The following is a 16641-nucleotide window of genomic DNA, read 5'->3' as shown; positions in this document are numbered from 1 at the left end:
AATTATTTTTCTTTTAGGAGGATTTTTATTATGAATACACAAATTTTAGGTTTACACCACGTCACTGCCATGACTTCAAGTGCCGAAAAAATTTATCACTTTTTCACCGATATTTTAGGTCTACGTTTAATTAAAAAGACTGTTAACCAAGACGATATTGAAACATATCATTTATTTTTTGCTGATGATGCCGGCTCTCCCGGAACAGATATGACTTTCTTTGACTTTCCAGGCTTACCTAAAGGAACCAAAGGAACCAATACAATTTCTCGTACTTCCTTCCGTGTAAAAGATGATGCTGCTTTGGACTACTGGGTATCTCGCTTTAATGAATATGCAATTGATCATGGAGAAATTCAAGAGCGTTTTGGTAAAAAGTATTTAGAATTTGAAGATTTTGACAATCAACGTTACCAACTTATTTCTGATGAAAAGAACCAAGGTGTTGCAGCTGGCACGCCTTGGAAAAAATCTAACGTCCCTAGTGAACATGCTTTAATCGGCTTAGGTCCAGCCTTTGTAACTGTCGAAAATTACGAACATCTGCAACTAGTTTTAACTGAAGTTTTAGGGTTCAAATTGATTGATGCTGAAGGTAGTTTCCATTTATTTGAAGTTGGCGAATGTGGGAATGGTGCCAGCATTATCGTAGAGCATCGAGAAGATTTGCCAGCGGCCCAAGAAGGCTACGGCAATGTCCATCACTTAGCCTTGCGCGTTGCCGATGAGGAAGCACTACGTTTCTGGATTGAAAAAATTAATCGTTTGGAATTTCCTAATTCTGGCTTTGTGGAACGTTTTTACTTTAAATCTGAATATTTCTTGGCAGCAACACATGTTTTATTTGAACTGGCAACCGATGGTCCTGGATTTTTAGAGGATGAAACCTATGAACACGCTGGCGAAAAATTATCATTACCGCCATTTTTAGAACCAAAACGGGCAGGGATTGAAGAATTTGTGCGTCCTTTCGATACTTCAGATGCGAATGTTCAAAGAAATTAGTATTTTTTCTAGGAGGCTCCTATGATTCATTACAATAGTAACGAGTTATCTGCAAAAACAGCGTATAAATTTTTATCAGGAAGCATTATTCCTCGACCAATCGCTTGGGTTACGACACAAGATACAGCCACAGGTATCGTCAACGCTGCCCCCTTTAGTTTCTTTAATGCAGCGGCAGCTGAAATTCCTTTAGCAACGTTGTCCATTTTACGACCAGACAAAGAGCCTAAAGATACGGCACGAAATATCTTGGCTACTAAAGAGCTTGTCATCCATTTCGTTAACGAAGAAGTTCTTACTCAAATGAATCAGACTTCGGCGTCTTTAGCACCAGAAATCAGTGAAATTGACACATTTGGTATTGAAACCATTGCCAGCCAGACTGTTGCTGTTCCAGCAATCAAAGCCGCGCCAATTCGGATGGAAGCTCGCTTACATCAATATGTACCTATTGCTAACCATGAAGGTCAAATTATTACGGATTTATTCATTGTAGAAATTACCGATTTCTATTTTGATTCAGCCGTTTTCGATGAAGAACATCAGTACATTTTACCTGAAAAACTCCAACCGATTGCTCGTTTAGCAGGCAATGATTATACAACATTGGGCGAAATCCGTGAAGTTCGCCGCCCAACGTAAAAAGAAGGCCCCGCCATGACGGCGGGGCCTTCTTTTTCTGTTTTATGCTAATGCTCCCATTGGATCCCAAGGTGCCAAAACAGTTGGCGCTTGTTCCCAAGCTTTTTTCTGTTCATCAGTTAATAAATCTTTGTGCACAACGATTTGATAAGTGTATTCGTCCATCCACGCATCGCTCATAACGAAGAAGCCATTTTCACCGACTTTTTCGCCCCAGCTATTTTCCACTTTCCATTTTGTTGTTTGACCATCAACGATATCAACACCTGTTAAAACCATGGCGTGTGTCATTAAGCTTTCACCAAAGTCTAAACGTTCTGCTTTAGTCATCGTAAAATCAATATCAAAAAGATCGTTCATATCGTAAACGTCTAATGCCATAATTCCTGTGTCACGTGTTGAAGATTGTCCGACATCACAACCAAACCAAACAGATTCGCCTTGTTCCAATTGTGCAGCAGCTAATTTTTTGAAAGCAGCCATTTCTACATTTAAATATTTAACTTCTTTGCCGCCGACAACATTCCCTAACATTTCAACAGTGTATGTTTTGTTGAAGGGTTTATCTTCTGTAGGAGCATTAATAATACTTACATAATCATGTAAATTAACGCCAACGTATTTTTCAAAGAATGTTTGCGGTGTTAGATTTTGATCCAAATGATAATTTTTTTCTTCGTCACGGTATTCAAAATCAAAGGTTTCTGGCGGTGTTCCTAAAGAGATTGCTAAGAAATTATAAATTTCTTGTAACATTGCTTCTTTGTTTTTTTGGACTTCTTCAGCAGAAGCGCCTTTTTCAATTAAACTACGTAAAATTGTTGCATCTTTGCGTAATTTTTTATTTAAATAGTTGTTTAAATCACGTGAATTGGAACTGTTGCTGCTTTCAGGCATTGCCGTTTTAGGCACTACGCCATATTTATCAAAAATTGAAACGATCATATCCCATTGCCCACCATCTTGTTGTGGTGTCGCTAATAAAAAGGCCACTTTACGACTAGTCAACGGTTGATCGGCTGTTGCAATAATATTTTCATAGAAATAGTTTGATTTTTCATATTTATCCCAGAAAAATGTATAGTTTTGTGATAATTCAAAATCTTTTAATTGAAACGCATTTAACATTCTATGTCTAAATGTATTTAATGCCGCAAACATCCAGCAGCGACCGCTTTGTTTTTGATTGGCCACTTTTCCAGTAGCTAAGTCGACTGAAAAGACGGGTACGTTATTCACGGCTCCTTGTACAGATTCACCTGAAGCGCTGATACCATTTTTTACTACACTACGTTGTAAGGCATTTTGTTTATTATTGTTCAAGAAATCTTGATGGAATTTCTCTGTTAATTTTGGTTCAATTGCTGTCATATTTTCATCGTCCTTTCATTTTACGTTCTTCTTCATTATATGCTTCTCTTTAAACAGAAACAACCATTTACTCTAAATTCCTTGCTTTCCAACTCTTTTTGTATTAGTATATATAATACAAATAACACAAATAAGACAGGAGTGATTCGATGCTTTTAGAAATAGATGAACAAAGCGAACAGCCCATCTATCAGCAACTCATTGATCAAATCATTGTAGGCATTGCCAAAGGTGAACTGGTTCCCAGTGAAAGTTTGCCTTCTATCCGACAATTGGCGGACGAAATCGGGGTCAATATGATGACTGTTTCAAAAGCTTATAATAAGTTAAAGCAATCAGGTTATATTGTGACTGACCGTCGTAACGGCACCAAAATTGCCGCAAAGTTACCTGCTACCGCTGTTTGGCAACAGCAATTGCATGAGCGTTTAGAACTTCTGTTGGCTGAAAGTTTTTTACATCAGCAATCCGAAGCAGAAATCCAAGCACTTATTCAGAAAATTTATCAAAATTTTGATTCGAAAGGGCGTGCATTATAATGGCGGTATTCTTTTATTTCATCCTAGTTTCTGTCGCTTTTTTTATGGCATTTACTATGGGGATTTATGCAAATCCTCACAAAAATATTATTTTGGAAAACACTTTACCAGAAGATAAACTACAAGATCCCAGCGTTCAAGCAATCCGGAAACGTTATAAAAAACGCTTGGTTCAACTAGCAGCCGTTTTTAGTGTTCTTAGTTTACCTTTGTTATTTATTCCTTATGATTCGATTTTATTGTTCCTTTTTCTGTTACTTTTATTTAGTTTTATTGGCAGTGGCTACTATCTGCAAATCGTTTATATTCGCAAAATGGCCGCTTTAAAAATGCAAAACGGCTGGTTGCTACCTAAGCGTCCTCTCTTAATCGATACGCAATTAGTTTTAAATAAAAACCAGAAACTTATTTCATTTTGGTGGTTTTTACCTGCAATTATTCTTACTTTTGCTGGGGGCTTTTATTCCTTGCAAACGGCGATTGGTTCCTGGATTCTTTTCTTAATTACTGTTTTGATGTTAAGTTTGTTCATTGGCGGCTATTATTTTATTGCGCGCTTACCTGTCAAACCGCTAACTAGTGACTCAAAAATTAATCAGCAAATCAATGATTTATTTCGGCATCATTGGTCTGTTTTAATGGTTTTATCCGCCTTAGTTTTTGCACCGCTAACCATTTTACCAACTTTCACAATTGTAATTGATTATACGGTTGCGATGGCCCTTACTTTTTGTTATTTTATTCTTTTGTTTGTTTATGTAGGCTTTCTCTTCTACTACCTATTTTCAATGCGCAAAAAACAAGATCAATTCGTTTTACAGGCTGGCGATTATCGCTATGGGGATGATGATCAATATTGGCGGTATGGGATTTATATCAATCCAAAGGACCCCAAAATCATGGTTCCTGATCGCATTGGTATGAATTTATCTATTAACCTAGGACGGCCTGCTGGGAAAATTATTCTAGCCGCTACTGGTATTTTAACGATTGCGGTGCTGTTCTTTGCCACAGTGCCGATGTTTATAAATGATTTTTCTAGTCATGCCTTTCAAGCAACTATTGAAAATAAACAAATTGAGTTATCTGCCCCATTAGCAAAAACAAGGTCAATTCCTTTTAACCAAATCACTGTTGTTTCTTTGATTGATGACTTACCTCAAGAACGCATCCGCACAATGGGTGCTGCGACAGATAGTTACTTAACAGGAGAATTTAAAGTCGCTGGAAAACCTGCTTATTTACTAATTTATACAAAAAGTCATCCGATTCTGAAAATAGAAACGCGGGAAAAAGTTTATTATTATACTGCGCGTGATGGTCAAGAAACGACTAAGATTTATCAGGAAATCAAAGCCAAACTTCCATAACAAAAAAACAGGGCCTACTCATGATGGTAGGCCCTGTTTTTTGTTATTCGCTGACAACCTTGAATTTTGTATCTGCCAACGTGGTATTCAGTTCATCTTGGCTTACTTCACGATCTGCTGTCACAACGGCTGTTTGATCTGCCAAGTGAACCGCAACATTCGTTACGCCGTCAATTCCACTAAATTTTTCAGTGACCGCTTGAACACAGCCATCACATTTCATCCCATCAATTTTTACTGTTTTTTCCATTTCACTTCATCCTTTTCAATTTTATTTTTGACTTCCACTAGTTCTTTTCACCGCCGAAGGTTTAAATCCTTTTAAGCGTAAGGCGTTTAGTAAGACAGAGACTGAACTAAAACTCATAGCTGCTGCTGCAATCATCGGACTTAACAAAGGTCCACCAAATAAGTGTAACACACCCATAGCCACTGGAATACCTAATGTATTATAGGCAAATGCCCAGAAAAGATTTTCTTTGATGTTTTTGATGGTCGCTTTACTTAATTCAACTGCTGTAGGCACATCCATTAAATCACTACGCATTAGCACAATGTCGGCCGATTCCATTGCAACATCTGTGCCTGAACCAATAGCAATCCCCACATCTGCTTGGGCAAGTGCTGGTGCATCATTAATACCGTCACCCACCATCGCTACTTTTTTGCCTTCTGCTTGTAGTTTTTTCACTTCTAACGCTTTATCTTCTGGTAAAACTTCACTTAAGACACGATCGATACCTACTTGTTTTGCAATCGCCTCGGCAGTACGTTTGTTGTCTCCCGTAATCATCACGGCTTCGATCCCCATTTTATGCAAACGTGCAATGGCTGTTTGACTGCTATCCTTCACAGTATCTGCTACCGCAATGATACCCGCAAACGAACCATCTTTTGCCACAAACATTGGGGTTTTCCCTTCTTCTGCCAAACGATCCGCTTGTTGAACAAACGTTGATAGCTCAATGGCTTCTTCTTTCATTAATTTTATATTGCCCAAAAGTAGGACTCGTTCGTTGATTGTCACACGGATGCCGTGACCTGGAATCGCTGAAAAATCGCTTCCTTCTACTAATGGCAATTGACGTTCTTTAGCCGCTCCCACAATTGCTTCACCTAGAGGATGTTCTGATCCTTGTTCTGCAGAAGCTGCTAATGTTAGTAACTCAGCTTCTGAAAGTGCTGAATCAGCAACTAAAATATCTGTAACCACCGGTTTGCCTTCTGTAATAGTTCCTGTTTTATCAAACACGATTGTTTGAATTTTGTGAGTGGTTTCTAAAGCATCCCCACTTTTAATTAAAACGCCATTTTCAGCGCCCTTACCTGTCCCCACCATAATCGCAGTCGGCGTTGCCAAGCCGAGCGCACAAGGACAAGCAATCACTAACACAGAAATGGTAATTGTCAAAGCGAAAATCCATGACTCTTGTCCTAAAAAGAACCAAGCCAAGCCAGAAAGAACAGCCAAACCAATAACGATTGGGACAAAAACACCCGAAATTTTATCAGCTAATTGTGCAATCGGTGCTTTTGAGCCTTGCGCATCTTCCACTAATTGAATGATTTGGGCAAGGGCCGTCTCTTTTCCCACTTTTGTTGCCTTGAATTGAAAGCTGCCATTTTTATTGATGCTAGCACCAATTACTGCATCACCGACTTTCTTTTCAACAGGCAAACTTTCGCCCGTTAACATGGCTTCATCCACAGAACTACTGCCTGAAACAATCACTCCATCAACAGGGATTTTATCTCCTGGGCGAACAATCACAATGTCATCCAACTGAACAGCATCAACTGGCACTTCAATTTCTGCGCCATCACGTAAAATATGGGCAGTTTTCGGTGCTAAACCCATTAATTTTTTTATCGCATCTGAGGTTTTCCCTTTTGAAACAGCTTCGAAATATTTTCCTAATGTAATTAAAGTTAAAATAACACCCGCTGATTCATAATAAAGAGCCATTGTAAAACTTGTGTCTCCTAAAAATATCATGACTGTGCCATATAAACTATACACAAAAGCAGCACTGGTTCCTAAAGCTACTAAAGAAAACATATTCGGATGTCCTTTAAATAATGCTTTAAAACCGACTGTGAAAAATTCTCTGCCGACATATAGGACGGGTAACGTCAAAATCAATTGAACCATTGCAAAGGTCGTCGCATGTGTCATTGGATTCAAAAAATCCGACAATGGTAAGCCTACCATATGTCCCATCGCAATATAAAGAAGGGGTACTGTAAACACCGCTGAGATCCAAAAACGTTGCCACATCTCAGCAATATGTTTTTGTTTCTTTTCACGATCTTGGTCCGCTGTTGCACCTGCAGCGACTTCTTCTGTCGCTTGATAACCTGCATCCGTAACTGCTTTGATAATTTTAGCACTCGTTACTTGATGGTCGTCATAACTAACCACCAGTTTTTCCGTGGCTAAATTAACAATCGCTTGTTGAACACCAGATAATTGGTTCACAGCTTTTTCAATCGTTTGGGCACAGGAAGCACAACTCATTCCTTCAATCGCAAACGTTCGTTGCTGGGCTGGGCTAATCGCCTTGTAGCCAGCATCTGACACAGCTTCCTTAATTTCTTCTTCTGTGACTTCCGTCTGATCATACGTGACACTTAATTTTTCCGTAGCTAAATTGACACTTGCCTTTGCCATCCCAGGTAACTTCGCCGTAGCCTTTTCAATCGTTTGGGCACAGGAAGCACAGCTCATCCCTTCAATATCAAACGTTTTACTTTCCATTTTTTTCACTCCTTTTTAAATTAAATGACATTGGCATTGACCAGGAATACAGTTACAAGGGACAGATTCAACCGCCGTCTTGCGCTTCTCTTTCAAGAGTTCCTCTAATCGATCCAAATCGTCATAACTCAACTGACTCTCTGTTAAAATTGTTTCTACCACGGAACCAACTTTACGGCTGCACACCTTAGCTAAAAGTTCGTCTGCCACCGTTTCAACGCTCCGACGTTCTTCTACTAGCGGATAATAAATATATTTATTGCCTGCTTTCTCCGTTCCAACTAACCCTTTATCTGTTAAACGACTTAGTAACGTCTTGACGGTCGTTGATTTCCATTCTTTCTTCTCATTTAAAAGTGTATGCACTTCACGACTCGTGGTCTTGCCTTGGGTCCAAATAACCCGCATGACTTCCCACTCTGCATCTGTAATTGTCGCTAATTTATCTTTTGCCATACTCGTTAAATTCCTCCTTCATCAATAAAAAAAGAGTTCAAGGTTATCGACTACAAATGTAGTCATCCGTCTTGAACTCATCATATAGCTATTTTATTTTTTTGTCAACAACTTCTGCTCATCTTTTTTTATTGCAACGCAGATTCTTGTTTTTTAACAAAGTATTTCAATAAGAACGGTGCAACTAAGGTCGTTAAGATAATTACCACAATCATGCTCGTATAATACGCTTCTGAAAGTAATTTAGATTGGTAGCCAATTTGCGCAATGATTAATGCCATTTCCCCACGCGAAACCATCCCAGCACCGACCATTAAAGAACTTGTATTGGAGAAACCAACCATTTTCGCTCCCCAGGCGCCGCCCAGTAATTTCGTTAAAATCGCCATAATCGTCATTACCAAAATAAAAGGTAAATCTTTTCCTAACGTGTTAAATGTCACTGATAAGCCAATGCTGGCAAAAAAGACGGGAATAAACACGGCATAGCCAATAGCTTCAATATTGAAATCAATTTCTGTTTTTGCATCCGTTTGTCCCACAGCAATCCCTGCAAAAAAGGCACCTACGACAGAACTTAAACCAACTAAATCAGCCAAATAAGCCATGCCCAAACAGATAATCAATGACATGATAATAACAGACGACCCAATGTTCATTTTTTGACTTAAACGTAGTAAATAGGGAGCAATAAAGCGGACCAAAAAGAAAATCCCAATAAAGAATAAGCCTTGTTCAATTAACTTAACAATAAAGCTGACTTCTGTATTGCCGCCTGTACTTGCACCAATCATGCCGACAGCGACACTTAAAATAATCACGACCACGATATCGTCAACGACGGAAGCCCCAAGAATCGTTGCACCTTCTTTACTACTTAAAACATTCAACTCTCTTAATACTTCTACTGAAATGCTGACCGACGTTGCTGCTAAAACTAACCCAAGGAAAAAAGCTTCTTTCCAAGAAAAAGCAAACAGCTGACCAATCAACATAGTAAAACCAACCGGTAAAACGATGCCCAAAATAGCAACCATGACACTAGGTTTCGCATATTTTTTCAATAATTCCAATTCACATTCCATTCCAGCAATAAACATCAACATAATGACACCAATTTCTGAAAAGTCATGCACAAACACATCTTGATGCACAATATTTAACATCGCTGGACCTAACACAATCCCTACTAGCAATTGCCCAATTACCGCAGGAATTCCTACTCTTTTACAAGCAACACCTGCTAAAGTCGTTGTAATTAAAATCAAACATAAAATACCTAAAAATTCCATTCTATTTCCCTCTTTCTCTATTAACCAATCATCACTGATTCTTTTGGATATTGAACTTTCGACTGACTTTCCAAGCCTTTCTTAATTAATGACAATAACACCGTGTACACACCCACACGACCGACGAACATTAGAAAAATAATCACTAGTTTACCAAAAACAGTTAAATCTGGTGTTAACCCCATTGTTAAACCAACCGTTCCAAATGCAGAAACCACTTCAAAAACAATATACTCAATCCCGTTTTTTAAAGGTAATGTTTCTGTAAACGAGAGAATAACTGAAGCAGTTACACATAAAAAAGTTGCCAAGAAGAACAAAGTAAACGCTTGGAGCACTACTCGCTCAGGAATTGTGCGTTCATGGAATTCCACTCGCTGTTTCCCTTTAAAAATTGCACGAAATTGTAAAAATAACACACCAAACGTAGTGGTTTTCAAGCCGCCAGCGGTTGATCCTGAAGTGCCACCAATAAACATCCACAAAATCGTGACAATCAGGCCTGGATTACTCATTTTCAAATAATCAACTGAATAAAAGCCAGCCGTTCTTGGTGTAACCGACAAGAACCAACTGTTGACAAGACGCTGCCAAAAAGACATGTCAGCTGGAAAATGGCGATATTCTGAAATGTAAAAAATAACGGTCCCTAAGACTAAAAAGGTGGCGGTCACCGTTAAAGCAAGGCGTGTATGAATACTAACACGGTGCTTAATTTTATTTTTATAACCTTTAATCATTGCAAAAATATCGCGCCACACAATAAATCCTAAGCCACCAGCTATAATTAAAAAGCTAATGACTAGTAAAAGATAAGGCGAATTTTGATAAGGAACCATACTATCCCCTAGCAAATCAAAGCCAGCATTACAAAATGCCGAAACGGCATGGAAGAGACTAAAAAACAACCCTTTTTTCCACCCAAATGTTGGCACAAATTGAAAGGACAACAAGAAGGCTCCAAGTAATTGAATAATGGCCGCAAACTTCATAATATATTTCATTAAACGAAAAACTCCGGAAACTTCACTAACATTTAACGCTTCTTGATACAACATCCGTACACTTAGTGACGCTTTTTTCCGTAGCAAACTAAAGAAAATCGTGGCAACGGTTAAAAAGCCTAAGCCGCCTAATTCAATCAAAATCATAATAATAACTTGCCCGATAGGACTCCAATGTTCCGCCGTATTCAAAGGCGAAAGCCCTGTAACACAGACGGCGGAAGTTGCCACGAAAAAAGCATCAATCCATTGCGTTTTTTGTCCAGCTTGTGCAGAAAAAGGCATCATTAATAAGATTGTGCCTACAACAATTAATAAAAAAAAGCCTAAGACAATTGTTTGAACAGGTGAAATATACAACCTTTTTTTGATCTGATGTTTCATTTTTTTCTCCTCTACCATTTCTTTGTCAATCAAAAACAACACAAACGGCTAGACAACTGTTGCTTTGTTCCTCTCGCCCTATGAGAAACTCAAAACCTTGAAAGCAACTTGCCCAACCGAATAATTATTTTTTAATTTTTGTTTTCACGTTGATAAATCGAATAAACCAACTCATTTTTTTGATAAACCTGTTTTAAACGAACTGGAATTGATTGAGCCATTGTCTCGTATAGAGCAATGCCCTCACCCAGAAACAGTGGTATTGTCGTCAAAATGAAGGTATCAATTAAATCAGCTGCCAAAAGCGGTTGAACCACTTTTGGGCCTCCAACAATCCAAATTCCCGCGCCGTCTTCTTCTTTGAGACGACGAATTAATGTGACTGGATCTTCCTTGGTAAAAGTTCTTGAAGCAGTTGATGGTTCTGGATGAGAGGTAATGATATAAGAATGCTTGTCTTCATAAAAATACACATCTGGGGACAATTCTTGTGTCACTTGATCATAAGTAGTCCGCCCCATTACCACAGTGTCTATTTTTTCATACATTTCATCGTAACTACGATCTTCTTCATCGCCACGAATATTCTCTTCTAACCAAGCAACACCGCCCGCTTTGTCCGCAATGAAACCATCAATACTCGCTGCAATAAATAAAATTACTTCCCGTGCCACATCAACGCCTCCTTTTCTCTTCTTATCTATTTTAGCTTGTTTTCTCAAAAAACTCTAGGGGTGCGCATTGTTATTTTTAAAAGAAAAAAGAGAAAAACTAGGATAATTGGGCTACTTTTTGTAAAATAGGAAATAAGAAACTTTTTATTGAGTTATTTTACATTTTTTTCAAGAAAAATAAGAATTGGTTTATTTGATTTACACAAAAAAATAACATATTCAGTTTTTATATAAAGGAGGATTACTTTGTTTGATTTAGAGAAGGTTCAGACCTTGAATGAATTAGAAATGCTCGTTTACCATTATGTATTGGAACACCTGCACCAAATCCCTCAACAGACCATTCGCCAACTGGCTACTTCCTGTCATGTCTCCACCTCAACGATTCTACGATTTTGTAACAAAATGGGCTATGCTGGTTTTTCCGAATTAAAATATGCAGTGAAAGAAGAAGCCAAACAAACACAAACGTTTGAAAATTTTTATGATGCCACGGTTCACGTCGATGCTTTTTTAAAAAAATTAAACCAAGAAACCTATTACGAAATGCTTCGTCCAGCAATCCAAATGATTGTTCAAGCACGTCACGTTGCCTTTACTGGCATTGGTACTAGCGGAATTTTAGGTAGTTATGGCAGTCGTTATTTTGCCAACTTAAATATCAATTCTTACAGTATTGCTGATCCCTTTACGCCTATCCCCAAGCGCGGATTTGAAAATACATTAGCCTTGATTCTGTCTGTATCTGGGGAAACCAATGAAATGATTAAACAAATGACCGATCTTAAAACAGCTGGCGCCAAAGTGCTAAGCATTACCAACAATCAACATTCAACTATTGCCCGCTTGGCTGACTACAACATCTCCTATTATATGCCCGACGAACGTTCTCCATTTGCAGATAAATCAGTCAATACAACCACTCAAATCCCTGTCATTGCTTTAATTGAACTCCTAGCTCATCAAGCAAGTCAACTTTTAAAGGAACTAGATGAAACACCTTTCTAGTTGTTTTTCACAAAAGCTCATGCTGTTTTAGACAGCATGAGCTTTTTTGTTTTTTTTCTTGGTACATGTTTCTCATTCAAGCAAAAGTCTATTTTTTCTTCAAATAACCTTATATAGTAAATATGTAAACGGATACATTTGCATTTATATTATTCTTCAAAGGAGAGATTTTTATGAACGAATGGATTAACGAGAAATTATTACCTCCAGTACTAAAATTCGTCAATACCAAAGCAATTACTGCCTTACGGAACGGGATGCTTTACACGATGCCTTTTACCATTGTTGGTTCCGTATTTCTTCTATTAGCGAATTTCCCAGTTACAGCTATTTCTGAATGGGTTAACGCAAGCGGTCTGGCTGTTTATTTCAATCAAGCATATGGGGCATCTTTTGCGATTATGTCGTTATTTGCGGTCATCGGTATTGCCTACTCATATGTAAAAAGCGAGGGATTTGAAGGCCTCCCAGCGGGCATGATTGCCATGGTGGTTTTCATTTTGTTTATGTCATCTGAAGTCAAAGATGCGGTTTCTGGCGCAGTAGTTGGCAATGTCATCAACAAAGATTGGACAGCTGGCAAAGGGATGATTACAGCTATTATTGTTGGTTTGTTAGTCGGCGTTGTATATAGTTGGTTTTTACGTCATGATATTCGTATCAAATTACCAGAAGCTGTACCAGAAAATGTGGCCAATTCCTTTACTGCGTTAATTCCTGCCAGCGTTATTGTAACTGGTGCAATGCTAATTTTCATTCTTCTAGATAAAGTCTTCAATACGACATTCTTTGACTTTATTTACGAAGTGCTACAATCACCACTTCAAGGAGTCACAGATTCACTAGGTGGCGCATTACTATTAGGTTTTGTCATTCCGCTCTTTTGGTTTTTCGGTGTTCACGGGTCAACAATCGTTGGCGGTATCATGGGCCCTATTTTACAAGCAAACTCTTTGGAAAACACCGAAATTTTGAAATCTGGAAAAGACTTAACACTGGCTAATGGTGGCCATATTGTTACACAACAATTTTTAGATCAATTTTTAACGGTCACTGGTGCGGGCATGACAATCGGGTTAGTCGTGTTCATGGTTTTCTTTGCCAAATCAGCTCAGTTTAAGCAATTAGGTCGGCTTTCAATTGGGCCAGCTGTTTTCAATATTAACGAGCCAATTGTCTTTGCTACACCTATCGTGATGAACCCAATCATGGCTGTGCCATTCATTATCACACCGATTGTTTCTTCTGTTGTGACATATTTTGCCTTGTACACAGGACTGGTTCCTCTCTTTACTGCGGTACAAGTTCCCTGGACTACTCCTCCAATCATTTCTGGACTTTTAGTTGGTGGTTGGCAAGCAGCGTTGCTTCAAGTAGTAGTACTGACGATGAGTTTCTTTATCTATTTACCGTTTGCTAAAAAAATGGATGCACTTAATTACGCAGAAGAAACCAATCAACCGATTACTGAAGAAACCCTTGAAAAAGTCGAAGCACAAAACGTATAAAAATTTGAACAAAGGACTGAAACGATATGTCAATTTTGAAAAATGATTTTCTTTGGGGCGGCGCTGTCGCTGCTCATCAATTAGAAGGAGGCTGGGACCAAGGCGGTAAAGGGGTGAGCGTGGCGGATGTAATGACTGCCGGTGCACATGGCGTCCCTCGTAAAATTACCGCAGGCGTTTTACCAGATGAACACTATCCTAACCATGAAGCGATTGATTTTTACCATCGCTATCAAGAAGATATTCAACTATTCAAAGAACTTGGTTTAAATTGTTTCCGAACCTCTATTGCTTGGACACGAATTTTTCCTAACGGAGATGAAGAAACGCCCAATGAAGAAGGCCTTCGTTTTTATGATGCACTTTTTGACGAGTGTTTGAAAAATGGTATTGAGCCAGTCGTGACACTGTCTCACTTTGAAATGCCTTATCATTTAGTCACAAAATATGGCGGCTTTCGCAATCGCCAGGTCATTGATTTTTTTGTCAAATTTGCTGAAGTCTGTTTCACTCGTTACCAGAAAAAAGTCAAATATTGGATGACCTTTAACGAAATTAACAACCAAGCCAATTATGAAGAAGATTTTGCACCTTTTACTAACTCTGGTATTGCTTACCAGAAAGGAGAAGACCGCGAAGCAATTATGTATCAGGCTGCTCATTATGAACTAGTCGCTAGCGCACGTGCAGTGAAAATTGGCCACGCTATCAATCCCGACTTCCAAATTGGCTGTATGATTGCGATGGTGCCTATTTATCCTTATTCTTGTAATCCTGAGGATATGATGATGAGTGTTAGCGCAATGCAAAAACGTTATTGGTTTACCGATGTTCATGTCCGCGGTCATTATCCAAGTGCAATTCAATGCTATTTGAAACGAAAAAACATTTCATTAGATGTCACAGAAGAAGATTTAACTGATTTGGCTAATGGCTGTGTTGATTATATTGGCTTTAGCTATTACATGTCGTTTGCTGTAAAAGGTGCAGAAAAGGCCCCTACTTTTGACTACAATGAAGCAAAAGACTTGGTGCGAAATCCTTATGTAGCAACATCTGATTGGGGCTGGCAAATCGATCCTATGGGCTTACGCTATGCAATGAATTGGTTCAATGATCGGTATGAATTACCACTTTTTATTGTCGAAAATGGCTTTGGTGCTATTGATGAGCTAGAACCAGACGGAACGATTAACGACACTTACCGAATCGCTTATTTACGTGAACATATTGAGATGATGAAAGAAGCCGTTGCGTATGACGGCATTGATTTGATGGGCTATACACCTTGGGGATTCATCGATTTAGTGAGCGCTAGTACAGGCGAAATGAAGAAACGGTATGGCTTCATTTATGTAGATAAGGACAACGATGGTCACGGAACGTTGGAACGGCGAAAGAAAAAATCGTTTGCTTGGTATCAACAAGTGATTGCTACGAATGGAGAAGAATTATAAACAAAAGGCCTTCGTCTAAAGACGAGGGCCTTTTGTTTATGCTTGTAATCCCTTTTCTAAATCAGCCAATAAATCTTCGACTGCTTCAATTCCTACAGATAAACGAATGAGTCCATCTTTAATTCCCACAGCTTCACGATTTTCTTTGGGAATAGATGCGTGAGTCATAATGGCAGGTACTTCAATTAAACTTTCTACGCCACCTAAACTTTCCGCTAAAGTAAAAATTTCCAACGCTTCTACGAAAGGAACGACTTGCTCATCCTTGGCTAATTCAAAAGAAATCATACCACTAAACCCCGACATCTGTTTTTGCGCAGTTTCGTGACCAGGATGACTCGCTAGTCCTGGATAATACACCGTTGCCACCGCTGGATGCGCTTCTAAAAATTCTGCAATTTTTTGAGCATTTTGGGCATGCGCTGCCATCCGGACGCCTAATGTTTTTAAACTACGTTGGACCAGCCAACTATCATGTGGTCCTAAAACAGCACCAATCGCATTTTGTAAAAAGGCAATCTTTTCTGCGCTTTCTGGATGATTCGTTACGACTAAACCAGAGACTACATCACTATGGCCCCCTAAATATTTTGTCCCGCTGTGAACCACAATATCAGCACCTAACGCTAACGGCCGTTGAAAATAAGGCGTCGCAAACGTATTATCGACAATGGTTAACAACTGATGTTTTTTAGCAAGCTTAGCTGCCGCTTCAATATCTGTAATTTTTAACAGTGGATTACTTGGTGTTTCCAAAAACAAGGCTTTTGTATTTGGCTGAATTGCGGCTTCAATTGTTGATAAGTCGCTGGCGTTTACAATCGTGTAGCTTAACCCATTTGCTACAAATACTTTATCCAATAAACGGAAACTCCCCCCATAGACATCGTCACCTAATAAAATATGATCTTCGGGTCCAAACATAGAAATGATTGCATGAATACCAGCTAAGCCTGAGCTAAACGCAAAGCCATGGCTCCCACCTTCTAACTCAGCGATTAAGGTTTCTAACGCGTGACGTGTGGGATTACCTGAACGAGAATATTCATATTCTTTTGGCTGGCCCACGCCATTTTGTTCAAAGGTTGACGTTTGATAAATAGGAACACTCACTGCACCTGTTGTTGCATCTTTACTAATGCCGCCATGAATTAATTTGGTATTGAATTTCAT

General features: G+C 38.8%; 15 protein-coding genes. 7 read left to right on the top strand and 8 right to left on the bottom strand.

Annotated elements, in window-relative coordinates; genetic code table 11:
- Positions 1-30: 30 nt before the first annotated feature.
- On the top strand, positions 31-1005 hold the full coding sequence (locus IGJ90_RS01345; RefSeq protein ID WP_438767443.1) for a ring-cleaving dioxygenase: 975 nt from the start codon (positions 31-33) through the stop codon (positions 1003-1005).
- A 21-nt stretch (positions 1006-1026) separates the two neighbouring features.
- Positions 1027-1647, top strand: coding sequence for a flavin reductase family protein (locus IGJ90_RS01340; RefSeq protein ID WP_002373181.1), 621 nt, complete (start codon positions 1027-1029; stop codon positions 1645-1647).
- Positions 1648-1689: 42 nt separating this feature from the next.
- Here the strand turns inward: IGJ90_RS01340 and IGJ90_RS01335 are convergent, their stop codons facing one another.
- Entirely contained in the window at positions 1690-3018 is a 1329-nt protein-coding gene (locus IGJ90_RS01335; RefSeq protein ID WP_002358357.1) for an aminopeptidase C, read from the bottom strand.
- A 149-nt stretch (positions 3019-3167) separates the two neighbouring features.
- On the opposite strand from IGJ90_RS01335, the gene IGJ90_RS01330 reads away from it, so the two are divergent.
- Both IGJ90_RS01330 and IGJ90_RS01325 read left to right on the top strand, forming a co-directional pair.
- The gene (locus IGJ90_RS01330) at positions 3168-3557 is read left to right on the top strand and encodes a GntR family transcriptional regulator (RefSeq protein ID WP_002362949.1); all 390 of its coding nucleotides are present in this window, start codon (positions 3168-3170) and stop codon (positions 3555-3557) included.
- Complete coding sequence (locus tag IGJ90_RS01325) at positions 3557-4927, top strand: DUF5808 domain-containing protein (RefSeq protein ID WP_002366064.1); 1371 nt, start codon at positions 3557-3559, stop codon at positions 4925-4927. The genes IGJ90_RS01330 and IGJ90_RS01325 overlap by 1 nt, the downstream gene beginning before the upstream one ends.
- Before the next feature lie 43 nt (positions 4928-4970).
- Here IGJ90_RS01325 and IGJ90_RS01320 read toward each other — a convergent pair whose 3' ends face one another.
- The 6 genes from IGJ90_RS01320 to IGJ90_RS01295 form a co-directional block, all read right to left on the bottom strand.
- Positions 4971-5177, bottom strand: a complete 207-nt coding sequence (locus IGJ90_RS01320) for a heavy-metal-associated domain-containing protein (protein ID WP_002355215.1) — start codon at positions 5175-5177, stop codon at positions 4971-4973.
- A gap of 21 nt (positions 5178-5198) precedes the next feature.
- Complete coding sequence (locus IGJ90_RS01315; protein ID WP_104659648.1) at positions 5199-7685, bottom strand: heavy metal translocating P-type ATPase; 2487 nt, start codon at positions 7683-7685, stop codon at positions 5199-5201.
- 15 nt (positions 7686-7700) lie between these two features.
- Entirely contained in the window at positions 7701-8141 is a 441-nt protein-coding gene (locus IGJ90_RS01310) for a CopY/TcrY family copper transport repressor (RefSeq protein WP_002358353.1), read from the bottom strand.
- Positions 8142-8269: 128 nt separating this feature from the next.
- Positions 8270-9433, bottom strand: a complete 1164-nt coding sequence (locus IGJ90_RS01305) for a cation:proton antiporter (RefSeq protein WP_002355211.1) — start codon at positions 9431-9433, stop codon at positions 8270-8272.
- Positions 9434-9453: 20 nt separating this feature from the next.
- Positions 9454-10821 (bottom strand): TrkH family potassium uptake protein, encoded by a 1368-nt coding sequence (locus IGJ90_RS01300; protein ID WP_078126881.1) that lies wholly within the window; start codon positions 10819-10821, stop codon positions 9454-9456.
- A 131-nt stretch (positions 10822-10952) separates the two neighbouring features.
- Positions 10953-11543: a dihydrofolate reductase family protein gene (locus IGJ90_RS01295; RefSeq protein ID WP_002386047.1), complete on the bottom strand. Its 591-nt coding sequence runs from the start codon at positions 11541-11543 to the stop codon at positions 10953-10955.
- Positions 11544-11741: 198 nt separating this feature from the next.
- Here IGJ90_RS01295 and genR point away from each other — a divergent pair, with 198 nt between their 5' ends.
- The 3 genes from genR (at position 11742) to genA (ending at position 15468) form a co-directional block, all read left to right on the top strand.
- Positions 11742-12503, top strand: coding sequence for a transcriptional regulator GenR (gene genR, locus IGJ90_RS01290; RefSeq protein ID WP_002366060.1), 762 nt, complete (start codon positions 11742-11744; stop codon positions 12501-12503).
- A 173-nt stretch (positions 12504-12676) separates the two neighbouring features.
- Positions 12677-14011 carry a PTS sugar transporter subunit IIC gene (gene genB / locus IGJ90_RS01285; RefSeq protein ID WP_002355207.1) on the top strand — a complete coding sequence of 445 codons (1335 nt, stop codon included), beginning with the start codon at positions 12677-12679 and terminating at the stop codon, positions 14009-14011.
- 26 nt (positions 14012-14037) lie between these two features.
- Positions 14038-15468, top strand: coding sequence for a 6-phospho-beta-glucosidase GenA (genA, locus tag IGJ90_RS01280; RefSeq protein ID WP_002366059.1), 1431 nt, complete (start codon positions 14038-14040; stop codon positions 15466-15468).
- Positions 15469-15504: 36 nt separating this feature from the next.
- On the opposite strand, the gene IGJ90_RS01275 is transcribed toward genA, so the two are convergent.
- Positions 15505-16641, bottom strand: coding sequence for a cystathionine gamma-synthase (locus tag IGJ90_RS01275; protein WP_002366058.1), 1137 nt, complete (start codon positions 16639-16641; stop codon positions 15505-15507).

The organism is Enterococcus sp. AZ129, assembly GCF_051714505.1.
GTDB classification, from domain to species: Bacteria; Bacillota; Bacilli; order Lactobacillales; family Enterococcaceae; genus Enterococcus; species Enterococcus faecalis.
Note: the sequence above shows the minus strand (reverse complement) of the source record. Positions and strands in the feature narration are given on the sequence as shown.

Coding starts and splice junctions, on each gene's coding strand:
- IGJ90_RS01345 (WP_438767443.1), top strand. CDS start 31: ATGAATACACAAATTTTAGGTTTACACCACGTCACTGCCATGACTTCA.
- IGJ90_RS01340 (WP_002373181.1), top strand. CDS start 1,027: ATGATTCATTACAATAGTAACGAGTTATCTGCAAAAACAGCGTATAAA.
- IGJ90_RS01335 (WP_002358357.1), bottom strand. CDS start 3,018: ATGACAGCAATTGAACCAAAATTAACAGAGAAATTCCATCAAGATTTC.
- IGJ90_RS01330 (WP_002362949.1), top strand. CDS start 3,168: ATGCTTTTAGAAATAGATGAACAAAGCGAACAGCCCATCTATCAGCAA.
- IGJ90_RS01325 (WP_002366064.1), top strand. CDS start 3,557: ATGGCGGTATTCTTTTATTTCATCCTAGTTTCTGTCGCTTTTTTTATG.
- IGJ90_RS01320 (WP_002355215.1), bottom strand. CDS start 5,177: ATGGAAAAAACAGTAAAAATTGATGGGATGAAATGTGATGGCTGTGTT.
- IGJ90_RS01315 (WP_104659648.1), bottom strand. CDS start 7,685: ATGGAAAGTAAAACGTTTGATATTGAAGGGATGAGCTGTGCTTCCTGT.
- IGJ90_RS01310 (WP_002358353.1), bottom strand. CDS start 8,141: ATGGCAAAAGATAAATTAGCGACAATTACAGATGCAGAGTGGGAAGTC.
- IGJ90_RS01305 (WP_002355211.1), bottom strand. CDS start 9,433: ATGGAATTTTTAGGTATTTTATGTTTGATTTTAATTACAACGACTTTA.
- IGJ90_RS01300 (WP_078126881.1), bottom strand. CDS start 10,821: ATGAAACATCAGATCAAAAAAAGGTTGTATATTTCACCTGTTCAAACA.
- genB (WP_002355207.1), top strand. CDS start 12,677: ATGAACGAATGGATTAACGAGAAATTATTACCTCCAGTACTAAAATTC.
- genA (WP_002366059.1), top strand. CDS start 14,038: ATGTCAATTTTGAAAAATGATTTTCTTTGGGGCGGCGCTGTCGCTGCT.
- IGJ90_RS01275 (WP_002366058.1), bottom strand. CDS start 16,641: ATGAAATTCAATACCAAATTAATTCATGGCGGCATTAGTAAAGATGCA.